At 39.0% G+C, this 22,412-nt stretch carries 23 protein-coding genes; 4 read left to right on the top strand and 19 right to left on the bottom strand.

Annotated elements, in window-relative coordinates; genetic code table 11:
* Positions 1-138: 138 nt before the first annotated feature.
* From K322_RS0101435 to K322_RS0101390, 10 genes are all read right to left on the bottom strand, one after another.
* On the bottom strand, positions 139-1,284 hold the full coding sequence (locus K322_RS0101435) for an OmpA family protein (RefSeq protein ID WP_026625258.1): 1,146 nt from the start codon (positions 1,282-1,284) through the stop codon (positions 139-141).
* Between the two features lie 202 nt (positions 1,285-1,486).
* Positions 1,487-2,038 carry a glutathione peroxidase gene (locus K322_RS0101430; RefSeq protein WP_035331016.1) on the bottom strand — a complete coding sequence of 184 codons (552 nt, stop codon included), beginning with the start codon at positions 2,036-2,038 and terminating at the stop codon, positions 1,487-1,489.
* A gap of 94 nt (positions 2,039-2,132) precedes the next feature.
* On the bottom strand, positions 2,133-2,669 hold the full coding sequence (locus tag K322_RS0101425) for a hypothetical protein (protein WP_026625256.1): 537 nt from the start codon (positions 2,667-2,669) through the stop codon (positions 2,133-2,135).
* Positions 2,670-2,713: 44 nt separating this feature from the next.
* Positions 2,714-3,940, bottom strand: coding sequence for a CinA family nicotinamide mononucleotide deamidase-related protein (locus K322_RS0101420; RefSeq protein WP_026625255.1), 1,227 nt, complete (start codon positions 3,938-3,940; stop codon positions 2,714-2,716).
* A gap of 295 nt (positions 3,941-4,235) precedes the next feature.
* Entirely contained in the window at positions 4,236-4,745 is a 510-nt protein-coding gene (locus tag K322_RS0101415) for a pyridoxamine 5'-phosphate oxidase family protein (RefSeq protein ID WP_026625254.1), read from the bottom strand.
* A 4-nt stretch (positions 4,746-4,749) separates the two neighbouring features.
* Complete coding sequence (locus tag K322_RS0101410; RefSeq protein WP_026625253.1) at positions 4,750-5,742, bottom strand: RNA-binding protein; 993 nt, start codon at positions 5,740-5,742, stop codon at positions 4,750-4,752.
* Between the two features lie 102 nt (positions 5,743-5,844).
* Entirely contained in the window at positions 5,845-6,417 is a 573-nt protein-coding gene (locus K322_RS0101405) for a Maf-like protein (RefSeq protein ID WP_026625252.1), read from the bottom strand.
* Positions 6,417-7,223, bottom strand: a complete 807-nt coding sequence (gene kdsA / locus K322_RS0101400) for a 3-deoxy-8-phosphooctulonate synthase (protein WP_374116877.1) — start codon at positions 7,221-7,223, stop codon at positions 6,417-6,419. Before kdsA ends, K322_RS0101405 begins: the two co-directional genes overlap by 1 nt.
* Positions 7,224-7,278: 55 nt before the next feature.
* Positions 7,279-8,220 carry a type I pantothenate kinase gene (gene coaA, locus K322_RS0101395; RefSeq protein ID WP_026625250.1) on the bottom strand — a complete coding sequence of 314 codons (942 nt, stop codon included), beginning with the start codon at positions 8,218-8,220 and terminating at the stop codon, positions 7,279-7,281.
* A gap of 227 nt (positions 8,221-8,447) precedes the next feature.
* On the bottom strand, positions 8,448-9,344 hold the full coding sequence (locus K322_RS0101390; protein WP_026625249.1) for a hypothetical protein: 897 nt from the start codon (positions 9,342-9,344) through the stop codon (positions 8,448-8,450).
* A 254-nt stretch (positions 9,345-9,598) separates the two neighbouring features.
* On the opposite strand from K322_RS0101390, the gene K322_RS20060 reads away from it, so the two are divergent.
* From K322_RS20060 to K322_RS0101370, 3 genes are all read left to right on the top strand, one after another.
* A complete protein-coding gene (locus K322_RS20060) occupies positions 9,599-10,438 on the top strand; it encodes a DUF4373 domain-containing protein (protein ID WP_051290546.1) in 840 nt (279 codons plus the stop codon).
* On the top strand, positions 10,407-11,012 hold the full coding sequence (locus K322_RS0101380) for a P-loop NTPase family protein (protein ID WP_026625248.1): 606 nt from the start codon (positions 10,407-10,409) through the stop codon (positions 11,010-11,012). Before K322_RS20060 ends, K322_RS0101380 begins: the two co-directional genes overlap by 32 nt.
* A gap of 580 nt (positions 11,013-11,592) precedes the next feature.
* Positions 11,593-12,591, top strand: a complete 999-nt coding sequence (locus tag K322_RS0101370) for a malate dehydrogenase (RefSeq protein WP_026625247.1) — start codon at positions 11,593-11,595, stop codon at positions 12,589-12,591.
* A gap of 72 nt (positions 12,592-12,663) precedes the next feature.
* Here the strand turns inward: K322_RS0101370 and K322_RS0101365 are convergent, their stop codons facing one another.
* The 6 genes from K322_RS0101365 to feoB all read right to left on the bottom strand — a co-directional run bounded on the left by K322_RS0101365 (position 12,664) and on the right by feoB (position 18,066).
* Positions 12,664-13,827 carry a DUF418 domain-containing protein gene (locus K322_RS0101365; protein ID WP_026625246.1) on the bottom strand — a complete coding sequence of 388 codons (1,164 nt, stop codon included), beginning with the start codon at positions 13,825-13,827 and terminating at the stop codon, positions 12,664-12,666.
* A gap of 51 nt (positions 13,828-13,878) precedes the next feature.
* Entirely contained in the window at positions 13,879-14,322 is a 444-nt protein-coding gene (locus K322_RS0101360; protein ID WP_026625245.1) for a GNAT family N-acetyltransferase, read from the bottom strand.
* 193 nt (positions 14,323-14,515) lie between these two features.
* The gene (locus tag K322_RS20770; RefSeq protein WP_134435250.1) at positions 14,516-14,704 is read right to left on the bottom strand and encodes a hypothetical protein; all 189 of its coding nucleotides are present in this window, start codon (positions 14,702-14,704) and stop codon (positions 14,516-14,518) included.
* A gap of 27 nt (positions 14,705-14,731) precedes the next feature.
* Positions 14,732-15,016, bottom strand: coding sequence for a hypothetical protein (locus K322_RS0101355; protein WP_026625244.1), 285 nt, complete (start codon positions 15,014-15,016; stop codon positions 14,732-14,734).
* A 334-nt stretch (positions 15,017-15,350) separates the two neighbouring features.
* Positions 15,351-15,503: a FeoB-associated Cys-rich membrane protein gene (locus K322_RS20520; protein ID WP_084158483.1), complete on the bottom strand. Its 153-nt coding sequence runs from the start codon at positions 15,501-15,503 to the stop codon at positions 15,351-15,353.
* An 85-nt stretch (positions 15,504-15,588) separates the two neighbouring features.
* Positions 15,589-18,066 (bottom strand): ferrous iron transport protein B, encoded by a 2,478-nt coding sequence (feoB, locus tag K322_RS0101345; RefSeq protein ID WP_026625243.1) that lies wholly within the window; start codon positions 18,064-18,066, stop codon positions 15,589-15,591.
* A gap of 281 nt (positions 18,067-18,347) precedes the next feature.
* Here feoB and K322_RS0101340 point away from each other — a divergent pair, with 281 nt between their 5' ends.
* Positions 18,348-18,830, top strand: a complete 483-nt coding sequence (locus tag K322_RS0101340) for a hypothetical protein (RefSeq protein ID WP_026625242.1) — start codon at positions 18,348-18,350, stop codon at positions 18,828-18,830.
* A 57-nt stretch (positions 18,831-18,887) separates the two neighbouring features.
* On the opposite strand, the gene K322_RS0101335 is transcribed toward K322_RS0101340, so the two are convergent.
* From K322_RS0101335 to K322_RS0101325, 3 genes are all read right to left on the bottom strand, one after another.
* Positions 18,888-19,619, bottom strand: coding sequence for an HAD family hydrolase (locus K322_RS0101335; protein ID WP_026625241.1), 732 nt, complete (start codon positions 19,617-19,619; stop codon positions 18,888-18,890).
* Positions 19,620-19,702: 83 nt separating this feature from the next.
* Positions 19,703-20,956, bottom strand: a complete 1,254-nt coding sequence (locus tag K322_RS0101330) for a BACON domain-containing protein (RefSeq protein WP_026625240.1) — start codon at positions 20,954-20,956, stop codon at positions 19,703-19,705.
* A gap of 216 nt (positions 20,957-21,172) precedes the next feature.
* A complete protein-coding gene (locus K322_RS0101325) occupies positions 21,173-22,372 on the bottom strand; it encodes an esterase (RefSeq protein WP_026625239.1) in 1,200 nt (399 codons plus the stop codon).
* Between the last annotated feature and the right edge of the window lie 40 nt (positions 22,373-22,412).

The raw sequence follows: 22,412 nt of genomic DNA, 5'->3' as shown, positions 1-22,412 counted from the left end.
ATCTTATTTGACTAACACTGAATCCCTACCGATTGTTCTTAATTAAACACAGTTTATGCAGGTTCTGCTTAAAAGGAAAAAGGCCGCCTCATTACTGAGACAGCCTTTTAATTGATATTTTATCTGTTCTGCTTAAAATTATTTAGCAGTGAAGATTACTACACGGTTCCAAGAATCAATCTGGAATGGTTGAACTCTGTCGCCACTAGCTTCTGTAGTTATACGGTTAGCTTCGATACCATATTTCTTGATAAGGATATCAGCAACGGCTTTAGCTCTTTGTTCCGATAATCTTTGGTTGATAGCAGCTGTACCTGTACTCTTATCAGCATATCCTGTAACTGTTACATTAACATCTTTATTGTCTTGCAGATATTTTGCAGCGTTATAAATGTTAATATCCTGATTTTGTTCAAGTTTAGCACTACCGATACGGAATACTACTACAGCATTCAATACAACTTCGCTTTCGCCTTTAGTTACAACTTCAGCAGGTTTTTCCGCTAGTTTTCTTTCAAGACCAGCAACAGATGCTTTGTATTCCTGAATTTGTCTGTCTTTGTTTCTTAACTGAGATTGTAACTCGTTTACTTTGTCATTAACAGCACTTAATTCGCTAGGATCAATTACGTCAACTGTTTGGAATCCTCCGGGAGTAAAACGGTATGTCAAACCTGCTAACAGGTTCAATGTAGCATCGTTATTTTTACCTCCAACAATTCCGTTAAATCTGTCGGCCATCAGGTTACCTGTAGCTTCAACATTAAGGCTCAGGCTTTCTGTCAAACGGAAATCAGCTTGTAAACCTACACGAGGAACAATAGTGTTTGTTGTTTTTACATCAGCTTCTTTGATGTCTCTGTCTGCAAATGTATGCACATAACCAAGACCTAAAATACCATATAGGTTAAAAGCTTTATCACCTTCGTATGTAGAGAATAGATTTGTTAAATTCAGCAACGCGTCTGCGTTTGCCTGAATGTATTTGTTTTTGTACGTTTTGTCTAAAGCTTCGCCAAGATAAGTTTTGCTTTCCCATCCTCCGACTTGTAAACGTGCTCCGGCAATAGGAGAGAAGTGTTTTCCTACTGACAATGCGACATGAGGTGTTACCACATCAAAAAGGTCTGCTTTACTGGAGTTTTCACTAAAAGTGTATGACCCCCCAACTTGTCCCTGAATGAACCAGTTATCCCCAAATCCGTATTGTTTCAATGCTTTTTCCTGAGCGTTAACTGATAATGCAAGAAGTGTGCTTGCAGCAAATAAGTAAAATTTTTTCATATTCATAATTTCTAGATAAACAATGGAATCCCTAAAATTTAGCCCTTTGTTGGGCGAAAGATACATAGTTTTTTTTAATTTTTTTGTTATTTTGTTAAATATATTAAGTAACAGTAAGTATTTAATATTCTATTTTAAAGCAATAACTATCTATTGATCTTACATTTAGATATGGATAACAGATAGACCTGAGACCTTAAGATCAAGGTTTTTCAATCCAGCTTATTATCTCGGCACTTAATGGACTTCCCTTTGGTAAAACATAACCGGAAACCTGGCCATCGGTATCGATCATAAATTTCTGAAAGTTCCATTGAACTTCAGCGTCAAATTTGCCGTTTTCAGTCTTTTCTGTCAGCCATTTATAGAGTGGAACCTTTTTATTGCCCACAACAGTTATCTTATCCATTATAGGGAAAGTAACTCCATAATTCAGTGTGCAGAATTCTTTTATTTCGGCATTTGTACCCGGTTCTTGTTCTTTAAAATCATTACTCGGAAAACCCAATATAATTAATCCCTGATCTTTGTACTTCTGATAAAGTTCTTCGAGTTGTGCGTACTGAGGTGTTAAACCGCATTTAGATGCAACATTAACAATCAGTACTTTTTTTCCTTTCAGTTTTGCAAGATCATACGGTTTTCCGTCGATGTCTTTTACTTTGAAATCGTATAAAGTTTTCTTTTGAGCTGTAAGAGTCAGCATACAGCCTATAAGAAGAAATGCAACAATGGTATATATCTTTTTAGTCATATGTATTTTAATTATTCCTTAGTAGTAGAACAATTATATCTGCCCTTTGTTTGAATTTGTTTAAAAAAAAACATCTACTGAGTGTTAAATATCCTTATTTCAGATAGGTGTATCTTCCGTTGTAAGCAATCTTTAAATACACATTATCCTGATCTGTAATTGTCTGGCTTGGAGTGAAAGAAATAGATATTGTTAGCTTTTTGCGAGTAATCATTCTTGTAAATGTCTCATCCATAAAACTGATCATATCTTTTGTATATAGGTTTGCATCACTTTCTTTTATTTCTGTAAATGTTTTGGTAACATCATTTACCGTGATTTTAAAATTTTTGAGAGAAGCATCACTTTTTAGTCCTATAATTTCGAGAGCTGTACCTTGAGTAGGGAATAATTCTCCTTTAGTTATAGGCGAAACATAATCATTTCCTTTCAGCATATCATCAAGAAGAACTGTTACAGGCTCTGTATTTACAACTGTTTGGTCGGCAAACCCTTTGATGGGATAATTTGTCGATGCTACGGCTGTAAATGTGTATGACGTACGGTTATCACTGTCATCACTTCCACAACTGATAAATATAGTGGATACAAATACTATTATTGATAAAAAAGTAAAATACGTCCGTTTCATGTGTTTAAATTTTGAATGTTGTATGTTTGATAAGTTTATAACGCTTATTCGTTCAGCATTTCCAATAATTGCATCATGGCGGTATTAGAAGCTCTTATAATATTCATATCTCTGTTTTTGCCCATTTGATATTTTTTCGCAACTAGCCGTTCTCCTATTGCAGTGGCTATCCATACCGTGCCAACCGGTTTTTCATCGGTTCCTCCACCGGGACCCGCTATGCCCGATACAGCTATTGCACAATCTACGTTTAATGCTTTTTGTGCACCTTTAGCCATATCTGTCACGACCGAACAACTCACAGCTCCGTCTTTTTCTATATTAGATGCCGAAACTTTCAGTATGTTGCATTTTACTTCGTTCGAATACGAAACTATACCGCCTTTGAAATATTCCGATGATCCGGCGATAGATGTAATAAGGTGAGCTATATTGCCGCCTGTGCAGCTTTCGGCTGTACCTATCGTTAGACCCGATGAAAGAAGATGCTCTCCTAAAATTTTTTCCAATGGAATATCTCTGTCGGCAACAATTGCTTTATCCAGCAGATTATACAACTTTACGATTTCTTCTTCCAGTTCGTGACGGCGTTCTTCACCTTTTACGAATAGGCGAAGCTTCATCACCCCGGGAGAAGGTAAATAAGCCAGACCGAATCCTTCGGGTAGATTGTTTTCCCAGTCGGTGAGATGGATTGCTAATGCCGATTCGGTGTACCCGACTACTATAAACACCTTGCTGACATAGGCTTCGGCACTGTATTTCGATTGGAGACGCGGTATTATTTCGTTCTCCATATTGAACTTCATTTCGTATGGCACTCCAGGCATGGATACCAATACTTTGTCATTGCGGTCGAACCATGTTATGGGGGCTGTTCCTACTTTGTTTTGTATAACGGTACAATCTTTCGGAACATAAGCCTGATCGTGGGTGAGCGGGTTTAAAGCCGTCCATGTTGAAACTACATTTTGTATATTCGCCAATACCGAATCATCGAATATCAATTCCGTACCATAATATTCGCAGAGGGTCTTCTTGGTTATATCGTCTTTTGTCGGTCCTATTCCTCCGGTGGTAAGGATAACATCCACCCGTGTGAAGACATCGGCTATTGTGTCTTTTATTTGCCGGGCGTTATCACCGATAGATATTTTTTCGGTTACATCAAATCCGGCGTTTGTTAATTTTTGAGCCATCCAGGCTGTATTCGTATCGACTATTTGTCCTATCAGTATTTCATCCCCGATTGTAATAATTGCAGTTTTCATCTCGTTTTGTTTTCTCTTTTCGGGTCTTAAACCCTACTGTAATATTAGTTCTGCAAAGGTAAGAAATAGAGTCTCAAGATGAGTGTTAATTTAGTAAAATAATGGCTGTAAAACCCGTTCTCCGATTATTGTACACTATATATCGATCGGATATGTCAATTTGTCGAGTAAATTTTTGTTTTGGTTGTCAAAAAGATATATTTGTGATATAAAGTATAACTACTTTAATTTTATCAATTGCTTAATTTTAGAAAAGAGATACAGCTTTAGCGAAAGTGTATCTCTTTTTGTTATTTCATTTAGAACGGTCTGTGACTGACGGCGCATCCGATCTTTTGCTTTTTCCGCTTATCCGTTTGATATCTATGCGCAATACAGTGGTTCTGGAAAAAGATCCTTTAGCATATTTCAGTCCGATTTCTTTGTATTCAGGAGAATATTTATCGACCAGTAATTCGAGGGCTTTCATCCGCTCATCGTTGTCATCAACTGTTACAATATCTCCGAATGCCAAAACGCTTTCGTAAGCTGTGGTAAATTTAGCGGGCTGTACCATTGTAGAACCGACTACACAGAAACAGACTGACGGATTTTTCTCGATATACCTCAATTTTTCGCCTTCAGGGGCGCAATGCAGGTATATCTTGTTGTCGGAATAGATATAGCTGATCGGGATTCCGTATGCGCTCCCGTCGTTACTCATGGCTAGAAAGCCGTATTCCCCGTTGATAAGGAGATTCAATGCCTGGTCGGCTTCCAGTATACGGTCTTGGCGTCGTATGTTCGAATTATCGTAATTATTCATATTCTTATAATTTATATTGTACTCCGGCAGTCCAGCCCCAATAGAGCTGCTTCAAGGACGATGACGTAAATTTTCGCCACATATAATTAGATGGGAATATTCGTTCATTCTCCATACAATGAGATTGTAAGTAATTGAGTGATGGTCCTCCAAATACCTCTATTCGTTTACCGAATCTATAAGTAGGCATTATACGGAAAGAGTATTTCGTTGCTGTCTTATAGTTATATTCTTCGGCTTTTCGTTCTGCTTCTTCCTGATCGCCAAAATGTATACGCCCGTAAAATTTGGTAATCAATGCGGCTGATATTTCGGTATCTATTCTTAACCTGTTAAATATCGGAGTGTGTATACCTATACCTCCTTCCAATATCCATTGATTGAGGGATGATGCAAAACTATGTCCAAAACCGGCAATGCCGTAAAGATATCGTCCTCCTGACCGGAAAGTTGCTGTGAAATTACTCATTTCGTCGGTCATAATTCCCGCATACATATCTCCGTCTTTGATGATATTGATCAAACCTATAGGATAGTTATTATGTTCGGCGATATTGACTAACCCGATCTGTATGCCTCCCGATTTGCGGGAGTTGGCTAATCCAATCTGAAGCCCTCCGGACTCTTGGTTTATACCGTTGAAGCCTCCTATCTGTATTCCTCTGAGCTTATCTGCATTATTGCCGAAACCTGCTTGCACACCTTTCATGTCTGATGCAAGGTTAATCATACCTGTCTGGAGTCCGTGCATCGACTTTCTTACGGTTGCAAATGGTGCAAGCATAAAGCCATATACATTATAACTGTAGCCATGAATCAATGATAACGATATGTTATTTGTCGTTTCATCAGTTTTTTCGCCATTGGTACACCAGATGCCTGCAAACCCTAAATTAAGAAATGCTCTCGGTGAATCTATTGAGTCCTGCTCCTGAGCACTGCTTGATAGAATAGCCGATGAGAATAAATACATTGCAATAAGTGTCCGTTTCATCATATAGAGTGTTATTCATGAAGCAACAGAACGATATTTAGTTTTAAGACAATAACGTTTTGTTGCTATTATACTTAGACGGGTAATAAATAATGGACTGAGACCTCAGAAGTTTTTCAGTTCCCTGAAGAGACGCTGTATCGGAAGTCCCATTACATTATAATAGGAGCCGGATATAAACTCGACCCCAACAAATCCGATCCATTCCTGAATACCATATGCACCGGCTTTGTCTAATGGCTTGTATCGGGTGACGTAATATTCGATTTCAGACTCGGTGAGTGTAGCGAACCTTACTTCAGATGTTACACTGAATGCGTGCTGTTTATCGGCTGTACTGAGGCATACACCCGTTACCACCTGATGCGTACGCCCCGATAGTTCACGGAGCATTTGCTTGGCACAGGCTTCATCTGACGGTTTTCCGAATATTTTGTTGTCCAGTATTACTACTGTATCGGCAGTGATAACGAGTGTATCATCTTTCAGATAATCTTCGTATGCTGCGGCTTTCTTTTTGGCTATATATTGGGCTACCTGACGTTTTTCGATATTGTCGGGATAAGATTCGTCTATACCGGGTATAACCACCACTTCGTAGTCGTAATCGAGCCCTGACAATAATTCTTTTCTACGTGGCGAGTTAGATGCCAATATTAATTTGTACCTGAACTCCATTATCTTATAGCCTCTTTTATTCTTACAAGTTTAGTAAGTAATCCCTCCAATTGATCAAGAGGAAGCATATTTGCACCATCCGATTTTGCAGTCGAAGGGGTAGGGTGGGTTTCTATAAATAAACCGTCTGCACCTACTGCTATACCAGCTTTACACATGGTTTCGATCAGTTTAGGTTGTCCACCGGTTACTCCCGATGCCTGATTGGGTTTTTGCAGGCAGTGTGTTGCATCCAGAACAACCGGAAATCCAAATTCCTGCATTTCGGGTATACCTCTGAAATCTACAACTAAATCGCCGTATCCGAATGATACTCCACGTTCGGTAAGCGTTACATTATTATTGCCCGAGTCTATTATTTTCTGTGCGGCAAACTTCATAGCCGAAGGAGCCAGAAATTGTCCTTTCTTGATGTTTATTGTTTTGCCTGTTTTAGCTGCTGCAATCAAAAGATCGGTCTGACGGCACAGAAATGCAGGTATCTGAAGTACATCCACATATTCGGCAGCCATAGCGGCTTCGTGTGCTTCGTGTATATCCGTAACTACAGGTATGCCGAATGTTTCACGGACTTTGCGCAATATTTTCAGAGCTTTTTCATCTCCTATTCCTGTGAAAGAATCCACACGCGAACGGTTTGCCTTGCGGTATGAGCCTTTAAATACATAAGGTATATTGAGCTTAGAGGTGATCTGCATGATCTGTTCTGCGATATTCAATGCCATTTCTTCACCTTCGATAATACAAGGTCCGGCAAGCAGGAAGAAATTATCGCTTTTTAGTTCCGATATATTCATATTTGATATTTTTTTATTGTTTTCAATCTTATGATTGCGAAAATAGTAAAAAGACCTGATACCTTTACCTTTTCAAGCGTACATAATCGACCTGATGATTTTCGCTTTTATGAAGAATCAGGCTGGCACGTTCACGTGTGGGTAATATATTTTTGCGTAAATTTTTGCGGTTTATTTCACGCCATACACCTTTAGCCATCTGTATCGCTCCGCCATCAGTCAGCATCGTGAAATTGTAGAAATAAGACTTCGGATCGGCAAATGCACCCTGTCTGAATTTCAGAAAGCGGGAGATGTACCATTTTTCGAGCAGTTCTTCTTCGGCATCCACATATATGGAGAAATTGAGATAATCCGAAAGAAATACACGGGGTTTGTCCTGCGGATAATCCATCCCGCTCTGCAAGACGTTCAGTCCTTCGATAATCAGTATATCGGGTTGCCGTATAATTTCGTACTCATCGGGTACTACATCATATATGAGGTGTGAATATTTAGGTGCTTTTACTTCGGTTTTACCCGATTTTATATCACTCACAAATTGTATCAGGCTGTGGATATCATATGACTGAGGAAAGCCTTTTTTCAGCATCAGTCCTTTTTCTTCCAATACGGCATTCGGATACAGAAATCCGTCAGTGGTGATCAACGCTACTTTTGTGTTTTCCTTCCATCGGCTAAGTAATGCCTGTAATACGCGTGACGTAGTGCTTTTTCCGACCGAAACACTGCCCGCTACACCTATTATAAAGGGTATTTTGCGTGCTTCCTGATTCAGAAACTTCATCATTGCCGCCTGACGGCTGGTGGTTGCGGTTACGTAGTAACTGAGCAAACGGGACAACGGCAGGTATATATCCCGAATCTCGTCCATCGACAGTTCGTCATTGATACCTTTTAGTTTTTCGACTTCTTCGGGAGTCAGTGTCATTGGTTCCGACTCTCGCAAGGCTGCCCATTGTTCTCTGTTGAAAAGCATATAAGGGCTGAACGCTGAAATTTCCATTTATAATCTTTTGGTTGGAGACCATTATTGCCATACCATTAATAAGCTGTCGGCATACTCCTTTTCTGTCAATTTTACAGGTATTGAGTCTCAGCTGATGCTTTTTTTATATACGGCAAATTTATTTTGGGGCAAATGTACAAAAAAGGGTAGACATATGATCTATACATGCCGATATATTAAGGTAAGTCCTCAATATACAATTTTTTATCTGTGAATTTGCAGCTTCAATAAAATCCGGCTATGCGTTCTATGTCGTAATTGTAGCTTGCTTTGGTCTTATCGGCTTTCGATACGGTAAGGGTAATTATTTCACGGGCTTGTTTCTTCACGAAGTATTCGCCCTGACCTTCAACAAGTACGCCTCCGTTGTTGTGTTGTATCGTTATTTTGAGCGGATCGAGTAATTCTCCTGCTTTTTTGAAGTCGGGCAGGGTATACAGTCTGTCCAATGCTCTGTTGGAACCGCCTTCAACAACAAGCGAATCGGGTGTTCCGTCTATTTTAAGGGAGATCGTTGATTTAGTTGTGTTTTTTATCGAAAGGTTCATCCCGAATACAACTCTATCCATATTTACCTCGGCTTTAGGTGATAGTTCGGGATCGAAGTCGGCTAATTCGCCATAATACCGGTCGAGAGCCGGAATCAGATATATATGGTTGTAAGTTGAGTCTTTGGTTTGAGATACAACACGTGATTTACTTCCCGACAGATCGGTAAAATAACGGGTACTGCTTATTGTGAATTTATTGGATAACTCAACCGGAGTATGATCATTTGCTACAAACGGTTCGTAGTACGACAGGCTGTCGTGGCTCACGAACTGTTTACCGTCAATCACTATGGTCGATTCTATTTTGTATCTGGCATCATCGGGCAACACCAACTTTATATCGGAGTTGTTGTCGAACAATCCGTATGCATAAGCAACATAATCATCAGAACCGGCTACCGATATATATACTTGTACAGCATACAAATCCGCTCCTTTTTCGGCCGGTATGGTTTGCTGTTCTGCAGCGAACCTCAAGTCGATAGGAGTGGTACTGTCGTTCCCGTTATAGTCATCTTTGGCACACGAGAAGAAAATAAATACCGTAATGAATAACAGTAAGTTCTTCATGCTGAAAAAATAGGGTCAGAGACCAGTTTACTACTGCTTTTTGTTAAATAATATAAAAATATACGGTTGTACTGAATTTATTACTTAATGATTTTCAGATAGTTGATGTTTTTTATTTTTTGACATTATCGATTTCGCACTTAATTATTTTATCTATAAACAAATGCTAAGACCTTTAAGTCGATACCAATTTACATAAAAATTTCATTTATTATATAAAAGAAACATAATTTAACAATATAATTTTATAATATATGGCACGACCTCTTAAAACCGGACTGGATTACTTCCCTCTTGATGTAGATATTTTATATGATATTAAAGTTCGCAAGATTGTCAAAAAAAGCGGTGAACAAGCATTCTCCATACTTATCGGGTTATTGTGCAACATCTATAAAGACAAGGGATATTATGCCGAATACAGCGACGATCTGTGCTTTCATACAGCCGACACATTGGATGTTTCGGAAGAAAGCGTAAATGAAGTCATCACTAAGGCTCTCGAAGTAGGTTTTTTCGATATGCAGATGTACGAAAGTCATCGTATCCTTACATCCGAATCTATACAGGCGAGATTTCAGTCTGCCACCCTTAAAAGGAAAGAATCGGTTATTAACGATATTTACTGGATTTCTTCCGACAATAACCCCGTTAATGACTCCCATAATACACAAAGTAAAGTAAAGGAAACTAAAGTAAAAGAAAGTACAGAAAAGAAAAGTAAATCAAAGGAGGGTAAACCTGAACAAAGCCTCACTGCTAATATAAATATCGATGGGAGATCTTATATTATATCAAACAGGTTGCATCGATTAATGTCTTTCATGTCTGAGAATAAACCATATATCAATACCTTGTGTGTAAATAACGGCATCAAAAACAGCGATAATCTGATTCGTTACCTGAAACTGTTCTTCGTAAAACTCGAAAACGAAGGCTCTGCACATACCGATACCAAAGATATTAAACAGCACTTTGCCAACTGGTTGCGGCTCCAGTTAGAGAGGGATAAGCGTCCATCGGAAAAAATAAAATATAACAATAAACATAATTTTGCAAAGCATGACAACACAATCTCGTACAGTGAATTTTGAAGAAGTAGAAAAAGAAATGCGTCTTCACCGTATGCCGATGCCAGCCGACCGTATCTATATGAAAGTACCCGATGCCCGAAATCTTTTATACCGGGCTCTCGAATATTTTCTGGCTAAAGACGGTACAAAGGCTCAATGGCTGCCCGAATACGACCGTGTGGCTGAATGGCTTACCGACAATCAGGGCAAGGGCTTGTTTCTTTATGGTAACTGCGGACGCGGCAAGAGTTTGCTTTGCCGACAGGTTATTCCGGCTATATTGCTGCATGCCTGCCGCAAGGTTGTAAAGATATACGACATGCAGGAAATGAATCACAAACTGGATGAAGTACTGACTAAAGGCATTATCAGTCTGGATGACATCGGTTCCGAAGAAATGATGATAAAGTATGGCGAACGCCGTCTTGCCTTTGCAGAGATAATGGATGCGGCCGAAAAATCAGGGAAGATCGTTATCGTATCCACTAATCTCACATCCGACCAAATACGCAGCCAATACGGCGACAGGGTTTTAGACCGGATAAAGGCTATAACCACCCGTGTACTCTTTAAGGGAGACAGCTTGCGTAAGTGATGGAAGTTTATCATTAATGTCAATCAGTAGTTAGATTGATAAAATCGTTCTTTATTTTATACTTTCAAGTTCTGCTATTTACTAACGCACCCTCTCGGGTTTGTTTTTTATTTTGCCTTGATGCAAAACGAAACAAAAGATCAAGGCTGTGCCTACAAGCCCGATCCGTTACGTGCTCGAAAGCTAAGACAAATAAAATGATTATCGCCGATATCTATTTGTCTTTTAACGCTTTCTTCTCACAACGGGTACCCCATGCTTTTCGTCAATGCCGGAAACCTGACGGGCGTAAGCCGAGCGGCGTTAACTGTAGTTGCGAGGTATCCGTTCTGTACAGCAGGCGTAAAGAATAAAATTCAAAAAGCCTATATATCAGGAGTTATGAATAAACAAAAAGAGACTTTCTACTGTTTTTTATCTGTACCATAACTTTTAGTTATAGTATATAATAATTTTAAATGACCATTTATCATCTAAAACAGATAACTTTAAAGTCTCAGAACTGTTTGTCGATCTTTAAATACTTTCTGAGGTTAATAAAAATAACAATAGGCTTGAAGCCTAAAAAAAACGGAAGGATATGAAAACTCTTACTTCAGAAAAGCTCACAATAATAGGAGCTGCCGGAATGATTGGTTCTAATATGGCTCAATCTGCAATTCTTATGGGGTTGTCCGACAATATTTGTTTGTATGACCCCTATGCCAAAGGGTTGGAAGGTGTTGCCGAAGAACTTCTTCAATGTGGGTTCAAAGGGCTGAACCTCTCTTTTACATCCGATATTAAAGAGGCTCTCAAAGGCAGTAAGTATGTGATATCTTCGGGGGGTGCTGCCCGAAAAGAAGGTATGACCCGTGAAGATTTGCTGAAGGGAAATGCCGAAATAGCTATTCAGTTCGGGAAAGATATCAAGAGTTACTGTCCTGATGTAAAACATGTGGTTGTTATCTTCAATCCTGCGGATATTACAGGATTGCTCACATTATTATATTCGGGTCTTAAACCATCTCAAGTTACTACATTGGCGGCGTTAGACAGTACCCGACTAAGAAACGAACTGGCTAAACACTTCAATATACATCCCGATAAGGTTGTCAATTGCCGCACTTATGGAGGACATGGCGAACAAATGGCTGTGTTTTCGTCTACCGCAACTATCGACGGTAAACCGCTGAATGACCTGATCGGAACACCCCAATTAACCAGCGAACAATGGAAATCACTCAAAGAAAGGGTGATACAAGGGGGTAAAAATATCATTGATTTGAGGGGGCGTTCTTCGTTTCAGAGTCCGGCATACCTGTCGCTTGCCATGATAGGTGCAGTGATGGGTGGCGATAAATTTGACTGGCCTGTAGGTGCATATGTCAATAACGGTGAGTTTGACCACGTTATGATGGCGATGGAAACTTCGTTAGATGCAAATGGAGTTCATTATAAAGATGTGAAAGGTACAGATGATGAACACTGCGAACTGAAACAGAGTTACAAACACCTCTGCGATCTGAGGGATAGCCTGATTAAATCGGGTGTGATTCCTGCAATAGATCAATGGAAATCGATTAATTCCAATCTATAAGACAGAAACAAAGATAAAGGTCTGCCCAATTTTTTGAGCAGACCTTTATCTTTTATATAGATGATCGTTTTATCATTTTGCACCGATCCATGTAGCCTTTCTCCAGAGATATTCCAACGGACCGTGTCGATGGCTTTTCATCCACCAGCGGGCAAACGAGAATTGAAGAAGGAACAGGACAATACCCAACAGAAACGAAAAGGTAATGCTCAGCTTGTCGTGCAATCCTAATCCCCAGTTATAAAACAGAAACGAACCTACCATCGACTGCGTGATGTAGCATGTGAGGCTCATCATTCCATAAGGGGCAAGTTTGCCTAACAGTTTATGGAAACGGGTAAGATAATAAACATTGATAAGCGTCCCCATCATAAAGAGCATAAATGACAGATTGGCAAGCGATCGCACAACGGTTTGCAGTGGTGTAAGTACTGCTTTGTTGTTGATAAAGTCGGGCAGCATATTTGCTAATCCATTGAGAGGGAAGAAGCATATCACGGAAATCAAAAGTGTTTTTTTCCAGAATTTCAGATTCGAATCGTTCTGAAGCAGCAAACTTGTACGCCCGATTAGCATTCCCATCATAAACAAGGCTGCTGTTTGGAAAATACGTCCGTATTCCCACGCATAAGCAAGCGATGCCATCTGTCCGTCCCAGAGATTCATTTTCAGGGTTTCGATAAAGTTTCCGTTTTGCTGTACGGCATATGCTTCTCCAAAATAGTAATAGGTAAGGCTTTTTCCCGGCACGAAATCGGGATTAATCAGAGCATATATCATTTTACACCATTCTACAGGTTGCAGCATCAGTATAGTGAGAATGATAAATACTGTCTTGTTTGAGAGCCGTGCAACAAAAATCAGCGAGAAGCCGACCAGTGAATACAAAACTAATATTTCGCCTGTGAAAAACATCGCATTGATATTTCCCCACACGAAAAGCAAAACCAAACGCCAGGCAAAACGAGGGCGAAAATCTTCACCTTTGAGTTTACGTCCATTGTCCTGAATGAAAAAACTGAATCCGAAAAGCAGGGCGAAGATTGCATACCCTTTACCGGAAAATGTAAAGAATACAGAATCCCAGATTGCTTTATCGAAAAATTTTAGCCACGGGTTTTCCACTTCGGGAAACGAATAAAAATTGAAATGCTCAATGCAATGAATAAGAAAGATTCCCATTACCGAGAATCCTCTCAAGACGTCGGCTACGTCTATTCTGGAAGGTGAATTCATGTGTTATATTTAAGTTTTACTTTGTTTTTAGTAATAAATAGGTCTAAGACCTTATTTTATTTCGAAGGTGCAATTCAGGTTATCGTCACCTACAGTTGCTCCCAGCTTTTTGTAAAAGCCTATAGCCGACTCGTTCCAATCGAGAACCTGCCAGTTGAGATGTTTAACCTGCTGTTGCTTTGCATATTCTATCAGAGCGCATATCAGCATCGTTCCTACCGAACAGCCCCGGTATGCTTCATTAACATACAGGTCGTCCAGATAAATCGATTTTCCGCTCCAAGTGTGAAATATAGTCGAAAATATAGCATAACCAATAGCTTCTCCTTTTGGATTTTCGGCTAATATACATGAGTAATATTCTTGCTGTTTTATAAAATCTTCGACAGATGTCTTTACTTTATCAGTCTTACCCAGGTAGCCGGCAAACTCTTTAACCAAATTAAATACCTTTGGGAGATCTTTTTCTGTCGCTTTTCTGATTGTAATGTCCATTTTTTATATATTCAATAAATAAGTGTTGTTATAAGGATTTTTTCATTTTTATCAAAGAAAATAAAAATATCATTCAAAACAAAAAAGACCAACCGAATATATCGATTAGTCTTTTGTTATAAGAAGAGCCGTACCAGTGGAAAATGACGAAACTCCGTAAAACAGGATTTGAGTGCCCCGCTCCCTTTGTAATTCACTGCGCATAAAGCAACCCCGGAGGGTGTGACCCGCCATTAGAAACGGTAAGCTTGTCTCGGAATTTATCTATTAATTGATGAGTTTCCCAATCGACCAGTACGACCCTATATCTTGCAGGAGGCTTTCCTCCGTATTTAGCGTCTTTTCTTAGATCAAAATTAGCTGTTAGAAATGAATTATGCAAGTCTTTATCCTCTATTTTATTAGGATTTCAGTCTTCCGACTTCAATTTTACCAATTCTTTTTCGAGTTTATTGATCTTATCGTCTTGTTGTATAATATATAGAGTGAGCTCTTCTACTTCTTTGAGTAAGTTGATCTGAAATTCATTTACATTAAGCCCGTTTTCCTGCATTTCTTTTTCGGATGAAATATCCGGCAGGTGTTTATTGTCTTTAATAAAGCCTTTGACTTGCGATAAGGGGAGTAACTCATAGTCTTTTTCAAATACATAAATTGAATTATTACCTAAAAAAAAGCAGATTATATTGTTCATATAATCTGCTTTTCTATAAAATCGTACTGAAAGATAAAGACGAAACTCCGTGTAACAGGATTTGAGTGCTCCGCTCCTTTGTAATTCACTGTGCCCTGAAGCAACCCCGAAAGGTGTGACCCGCCATTGGTAACGGTAAGCTTGTCTCGGAATTTATCTATTCATTGATGAGTTTCCTAATCGACCAGTACGACCTATATTTTAGCTGGAGTCTCTACTCCTTTAGGTTTCTCTTATTTGTTATTTCAAATATAAATGACTGAAATGAAATATCCAAATAATTTGACAGTATTTTATTCAAATATGCTAAAAAGCATATTTTCAGGTTTCGGCCCTATTTGGTTTTCTCTGTTACATGGCAATGACAGCTCGAACATCCGCATGCTGTACGTCCTTTATTCTTTCCAAAGAAAAAAGAGTATACTTTATAGCCGATCCAACCTAATACGGCTAATCCTACAACTGCAACTATTATTTCCTGTATCATAATCTTTTATTATTATTGAGACCTGATTATCATTTAAGGTCTGAGACATTAAAACAACCGGCCGATTAATTTCGTTCGATATTTTCTAAATTATTAAGCTTCCGATCTGAAATACAAGGAATGCCAGTACCCAAGCCAGTATGGTGGTATAAGCTATACTGAACAATCCCCATTTCCAAGAACCCGATTCTTCCTTAATGGCAGCAATCGTAGCTACACATGGGAAATATATCAATACAAATAGCAAAAAGCTTGCCACAACCAGCGGAGTAAATGTCGGAGATCCATCAGCATTGGTACTGCTCAGAAGCCTGTCTTGCAACGAACCTTCGTCTTCGTCGGCATTACCGGTGTATAATACACCCAGTGTGCTGACTACCACTTCTTTGGCTGCACTACCTGTCAAAAGGCTGACACTGATACGCCAATCGAATCCCAAAGGTCGCATTACCGGCTCGATAAATTTACCGATACGTCCGATATACGAACTTTCGGTATGGTCGATATTTTTCAATGATTCTATTTCCGCTATTTTCTCATCTTTCTGCTCTTCGGTCAGTTGTCCGTTATCGAATTGTTGTTCTGTCTGAGTTATTTGAGCATCCAGATTTTCGACTTTATTGTTATTCAACGGGAAATATCCTAAAAACCAGATTGCGATGGATGCTATAAGGATTACTCCTCCCATTTTGCGAAGATACTGACGCGATTTATCCCACATATGTATCAGCACCGATTTGACGGTTGGCATACGATAGGGGGGGAGTTCCATTACAAAAGGTGCGTCTTCACCTGCAAACATGTATCGCTTGAAAATGCGTGCTGATATTACGGCAAGCAATATACCGGTAGCATATAAACCGAATAATACCAATCCTGCATATGATTTGAAGAATACACCTGCAAACAGAAGGTAAACGGGCAGACGGGCACTACATGACATGAACGGATTGACCAGCATGGTTATCATACGGCTGTTTCGGCTTTCGATGGTACGTGTTGCCAATATGGCAGGTACGTTACAGCCGAATCCCATGATAAGCGGAATAAACGATTTACCGTGCAAACCCATTTTATGCATAATCTTATCCATAATGAAGGCGGCACGTGCCATATACCCCGAATCTTCCATAAAGGATATAAAAGCATAAAGTATAACGATATTGGGCAGGAATACGATAACTCCGCCGACTCCACCTATTATACCGTCTATAATAAGGTCTTTGAGCATGCCGTCGGGCATATATGTGGCTATGGCTTCTCCCAGCCATCCGACAGCCGACTCTATCCACTCCATCGGGTAACCTCCCAAACGGAAGGTACATTCAAACATGATCCACATAAAGAGGAAGAACAACGGGAAACCGAGGTACTTATTTGTCACCACTGCATCTATGATACGTGTCGAATCCGATTCTTTCAGTTTCTCTTTGTATGTTTCTTTTAGTCCTCCCGCCACAAATCCGTATCGGGCATTAGTTACAGCCGATTCGGTGTCTTCATTCAGTGTACTTTCTATATTTTTAATTTCCTGAGCTGTTGCAGCCAGTATAGTATCAGCGGTTGTATATGTTTCCTTTATAAGGTCGGTTACAGCTTTGTCTTTTTCCAGTAATTTGATAGACAGGTATCTGGTAGGGAAGATGTGTCCCGGGTCTTTTTCCTTATCTATCAGTATATTCAATTTGCTGATTGCATTTTCTATCGTATTGCCATAATATATTTTTATGTGGCGTACAATAGGCTCTTTATCCTCATAAACACGTATAACAGCATCAAAAAGGTCTTTGATACCCATTCCCGAACGACAGATAGTAGGGACAATAGGTATGCCTAATGATCGTGCCAATTTAGGATAATTAAACTCACTGCCGCTTGCCTGAAGTTCGTCGTACATATTCAGGTCAATCACCATCGGTACGCTCAGATCGATAAGCTCGGTTGTAAGGTATAGGTTCCGCTCAAGGTTAGATGCGGCTACCACGTTTATCACTACATCGGGTTTTTCTTCCACAAGGTAATTACGCACATATAACTCTTCGGGTGTATAAGCCGATATCGAATAAGTACCCGGAAGGTCTACTATTTTTATCTGATATCCTGCGTGTTTAAATTTACCTTCTTTCGAATCTACGGTTACACCACCATAGTTACCTACATGCTCGTGCGCTCCGGATGCTATATTGAAAAGAGATGTCTTTCCTGCATTGGGATTGCCGACAAGGGCGACTGTAATTTTCTTTGTGTTTCCCGGTTCTTTTTTATGAAAACTGTCATTTTCGTCATAACTGTTTTCGAAAGAGAATTCTTCTTCGTGAGTTTTCTTCTTCTGTAAATCTTTCGGGTAAATTACTTCTATGAGGTGAGCTTCGCTGCGGCGCAACGAAACTTCGTAATCCATTATCTTATATTTGATGGGATCTTTGAGCGGTGCATTAAGTATAACTTTAATGACTTTTCCTTTAATAAATCCCATTTCGAGGATTCGTTTACGGAAGGCTCCACTACCATTGACTTTGACTATAACGCCTAGTTCGCCGGTTTTAAGGTCGGACAACAACATATCTTTTTATATATTCGGGGTCTCTTACGGGGACAGACCTGTTAGACTTAAATAAGAATTACAAAGATGCTTATTTTTGCCGAGAATAACGTCTTTATTTATATTTATTTTAAATAAGAAAATACTCCCATCCTAACAAAGTATAATTACTAATACAGGATGCCGCAAAAATTGATCTGATATACCGAAAGAAAATACTTAAAAACAAGAATACTTTCGATCTGCGAAAAAATAATTACATTTATACCCTTAATGAAAGAAGACAAACTATACTAAATTATATGAAAGCGAAAAACATTCAGAAAGTATTTGTTATCAGTGGTTTTATTTCTTCTATAGCCATGTTCTCATGCAGCAGTAACGGCTCACAAGTTCCGGCAAAAGACAATCAGACGGTATCTGCTCGGGATACGATGAAACTCAATCTTGATTTTACTTCTGTCGATACAATCAAAATTCTTTATACAGCTAACGAAGATACTCAATCACGGATAAAAGAGGAAGAAACCAAAGCCCATATAGAACGGATACTTGGCACGTTTGTAAACGATACAGCTTGGAACAATAGCGGAATTATGGTAAAGATGGTTGCGCCTGATTATATGCTGGTATTGCATCATGCCGAAGAATCAGGGCTTACAGACAATTGGGTGTCTATCTGGAAAGAATTAGGAAAGGCTAAAGTCGAAGATAAGTGGTATGTGCTGCCAAATAGCAAAGGTGAGCTATTTGCACTTTTAGACACTTTGAAGTATAAAGGATAAGACAAAAATTAAGACTAACAAACTCAGAAAAGGGCTGTTAGCCTTAATTGAAAAATATTACAAACTCAATTCATTGGCGTATGATTCCCAGTTGCGGAACAATGCTTCCATAGACGGTAAAACGATATCAGCACCTCCATCCCACAACACTTTTTCGTCCAGAGGACCTGTATTGATAGCTACCGTAAATAATCCGGCAGCAACGGCTGCTTCTATTCCCATCGGTGCATTTTCAACAACTATAGCCTGATTGGCTTTCAGATGTCCGCCTTTTTCCAAACCCATAAGATAAGGCTCGGGATGCGGCTTTCCGTTCTTTACATCGAAAGCTGTGACCATTTGATTACGATTGAAGATTCCCGGAAAGTTATTGTCGAGGTTGTCAAGCAGAGAGGGCTGTCCCGAACCTGTGACTACAATACATTGCAGTCCTTTCCCTTTAACGGCTTTCAGAAGGTCGTAAGCATAAGGTATCAGCTCCCCATCATTGAATATGGCAAACAGTTCCGATTTACGCTTATATATACGTTGTTTCTCTTCTTCTGTGGCATGACGTCCTTTGTTTCGCTGTATCACAAGGTCTATAGTGCTGTAACCGACACGGCCTTCGTGCATGAAGTATTCCTCATAAGTAGAGTCAAGTCCTTCTTCATCCATGACAGCCTTCCACGCTTTAGCATGGTATTTCATCGAATCATAAAGTACTCCATCCATATCGAAGAGCACTGCTTTCATATCAAAGTTACTGTAGTTATGTTTTTGAAGATAATCTTTAAATGCAGATGACATATATTTTATTTTTGCGATTTGCATTGCAAAGGTAATCTTTTAGGTTGTTACAACCAAAGACTTCAAGCAACTGCCAATATTGATTATTCTAATCGTAATGAGAAATTGATAAATTGCATTGAGTATCCGAAAAAATTGGTTACATTAAAGCTGATTGGGTATATATTATCCAAATTTTCACCAATGCCTTTGTAAATACTTATAAGTTCCGAACCGCCCTTTATAATTGATATGTTTTGAGAAGAATTGTGTTTTACTAAATAGAAATCTGAGTTTAAAAGTATCTCATTTTCTTCAGTGTTTAATGTTTGGTTTTGTATAGAATGTAACACTGCTTTTCTTAACTTTTCGGCATCAGAATCCGATTCAGCAATCAATAATCCAAAACGTCCATAAGATACAGATGATATGTAAGATAAGTCGGCATTTTCGGGAGTCTTAGTTATTATTTCCTTTATCAACGGATCTGGGTAATCCATAGTTATGGAAAATATAGTCTGAGAAAAAGAAAATATTACGCCACCTTTCTTTTTCATCTCCATATTTTTATATGATTTACCGGCAATTTCTTCATCGAGAGCAACTCCCACATTACTTAAACCAATTAGGTTAAGTTCGCGGTGTGAATAATATTTTATGCCTGAATTAGAAGAAAAGCTTTCGTTTTGTGTCTTATTTTTCTTCAGTATCGCTTTTACATACTCTTCTTCTGATTTTTTAGAGGGAATATAAGTCTCAACATTCCCCATGAGAGTAGATACTGTAATTGGGTTGAATGTATATCCGTTATATTCTTTAATATCGAATTTATCATCAAGTTTCGAATCAACAAGATTACCTACAAATATCTTATTTTTCATAGTAGGTGTAATAAATTGCTCATAGACTTTGAAACTGTAAGTGCGCTCAATATTATTTTCATCTAATTTGTATTGCACATCTTCGAATGTCCCGAGTTGCAGAGATCTCCATTGTAGAAGTTCATTTCGAGAAGCTCCTCTTTGTTTTACCTGTAACAAAATCTTTTCTGTTCCACTTTCAATTATTAGAGATGCAGTTCTTTCATCAAGCGAAAGGTTAGAATCCACTTCTAGATTAAGGTCTGTTGAGGTTTCCCCTTCGGTTTTATCTAAAGATAACCAGTTTGGACAACCTGTTATCGACCATTTTTGCTCAGCTGTAAGTCTTATTGTTTGGTTACTTTTATTGATGCCGAATGTTTCGAGGTTATTCGATATACTTAATAAGTTCCCGCTTGGAGTATCATTATCATCTTTGCTGCATGCTGAAAATAATAACGCCAATAATGAAAGTAGAATAAAGTGTAGCCTGTTCATATAATGTGTATAAATGTGTTTGTATTCCACAAAGGTAGAAAATGTATAAAGCGGAGAAAATAAATAGCCTATTTAATTTCTCGGAAAATTCTAAGTAGCTCAACAATACAATACAATACAATACAATACAATCGTAATTACACAAAATGAAACACGAACGGCTTAATAATCACTATTTATTAAGCCGTTTATGTCAGTTATAATGAATAAAAAATATTATTTAAACAGTAACGGCGCAAATTCAGTAAGATATACCCTCCAGTTTCGCCAGATATGTCCGCCATCCGATTCCACATAGGTATACTTGTAACCTGCTTTATCTAATAACTCTCGGTATTCGGCATTTGCTTTATACAGAAAATCGTCTTTGCCGATGGCGATCCAGTATAGTTTAGGATTCTTTTCGAATTGGACTTTCAATTTAGCGTCAATGTTTTCATAAACAGAAGACTGCACTTTATTTGTAGGGAGTATTGCTGCAGAGAATAATCCTACATAATCGAACATATCGGGATATTGCTTGGAAATATGTAGTGAGTGGAAACCGCCCATCGACAATCCGGCAATGGCACGACCTTGTTTTGATTTTACAGTACGGTAATTAGAATCTATAAATTTGACTATATCAGGGAAACTTTCTTCCATCGTGCCGTCCATTGTATGAGGTAGATTAAATGTAGGCTTATAGAAACCCAATGACGATTCGCCCGGAGCGGCTTCCTGTACTACATTGCCGTTTGGCATCACCACGATCATCGGCTTTGCCTTTCCCTGAGCGATCAGGTTATCCATTATCTGAATAGTGCGCCCCAGAGTGTTCCAAGCCTCTTCATCGCCTCCCATTCCATGCAGAAGATACAGAACCGGATATTCGAGATTTGATGTTTCGTATCCGGCAGGAGTATAAATGGTTATCCGCCTGTCTTTCTTTAATGTCGGGCTGTTGTACCAACGTTTCGAAACTGTTCCGTGAGCTACATTATTCACTTTATAATAGTCTGCCTGACCTCCGCCAACCAAAAAAATATTAGTTAGAGAAGCCACGTCACGTACTAAATACATATTATTAGGGTCGGAGGTCTTGATGCCGTCAATAATAAAAGAATAGGAGTAAAGCTCCGATGGCAAAGGCTGCTCCGTAGTATATTCCCATATACCGTTGGCTCCTTCTTTAAAATCGGCAGGCAATGGAGCGTCCACCTCACCGAAAGGCGTACTTTGTTTTCCTACTGGCAAAAAGTCGCCTGTCAGCTGTATTTTTGCTTTCTGTGGATTTAAAACTCTGAATGTAACCCGGTTGTCTGGTAGTACTTCTGGAGAAACGATATCCTGAGCACCCCATAAAGCCTCTTGTCCGTATACCAATGCCGACTGCATAAGTACGGCAATAACTAAAAACGATAATTTCCTTTTCATAAAAATGCAGATATTTACATTTAAGGTCTCAGACCTTTTT

The organism is Indolivaga capnocytophagoides DSM 22835, from assembly GCF_000426485.1.
Lineage (GTDB): Bacteria > Bacteroidota > Bacteroidia > Bacteroidales > Dysgonomonadaceae > Dysgonomonas_A > Dysgonomonas_A capnocytophagoides.
This window is presented reverse-complemented; position numbering and strand designations above follow the sequence as displayed.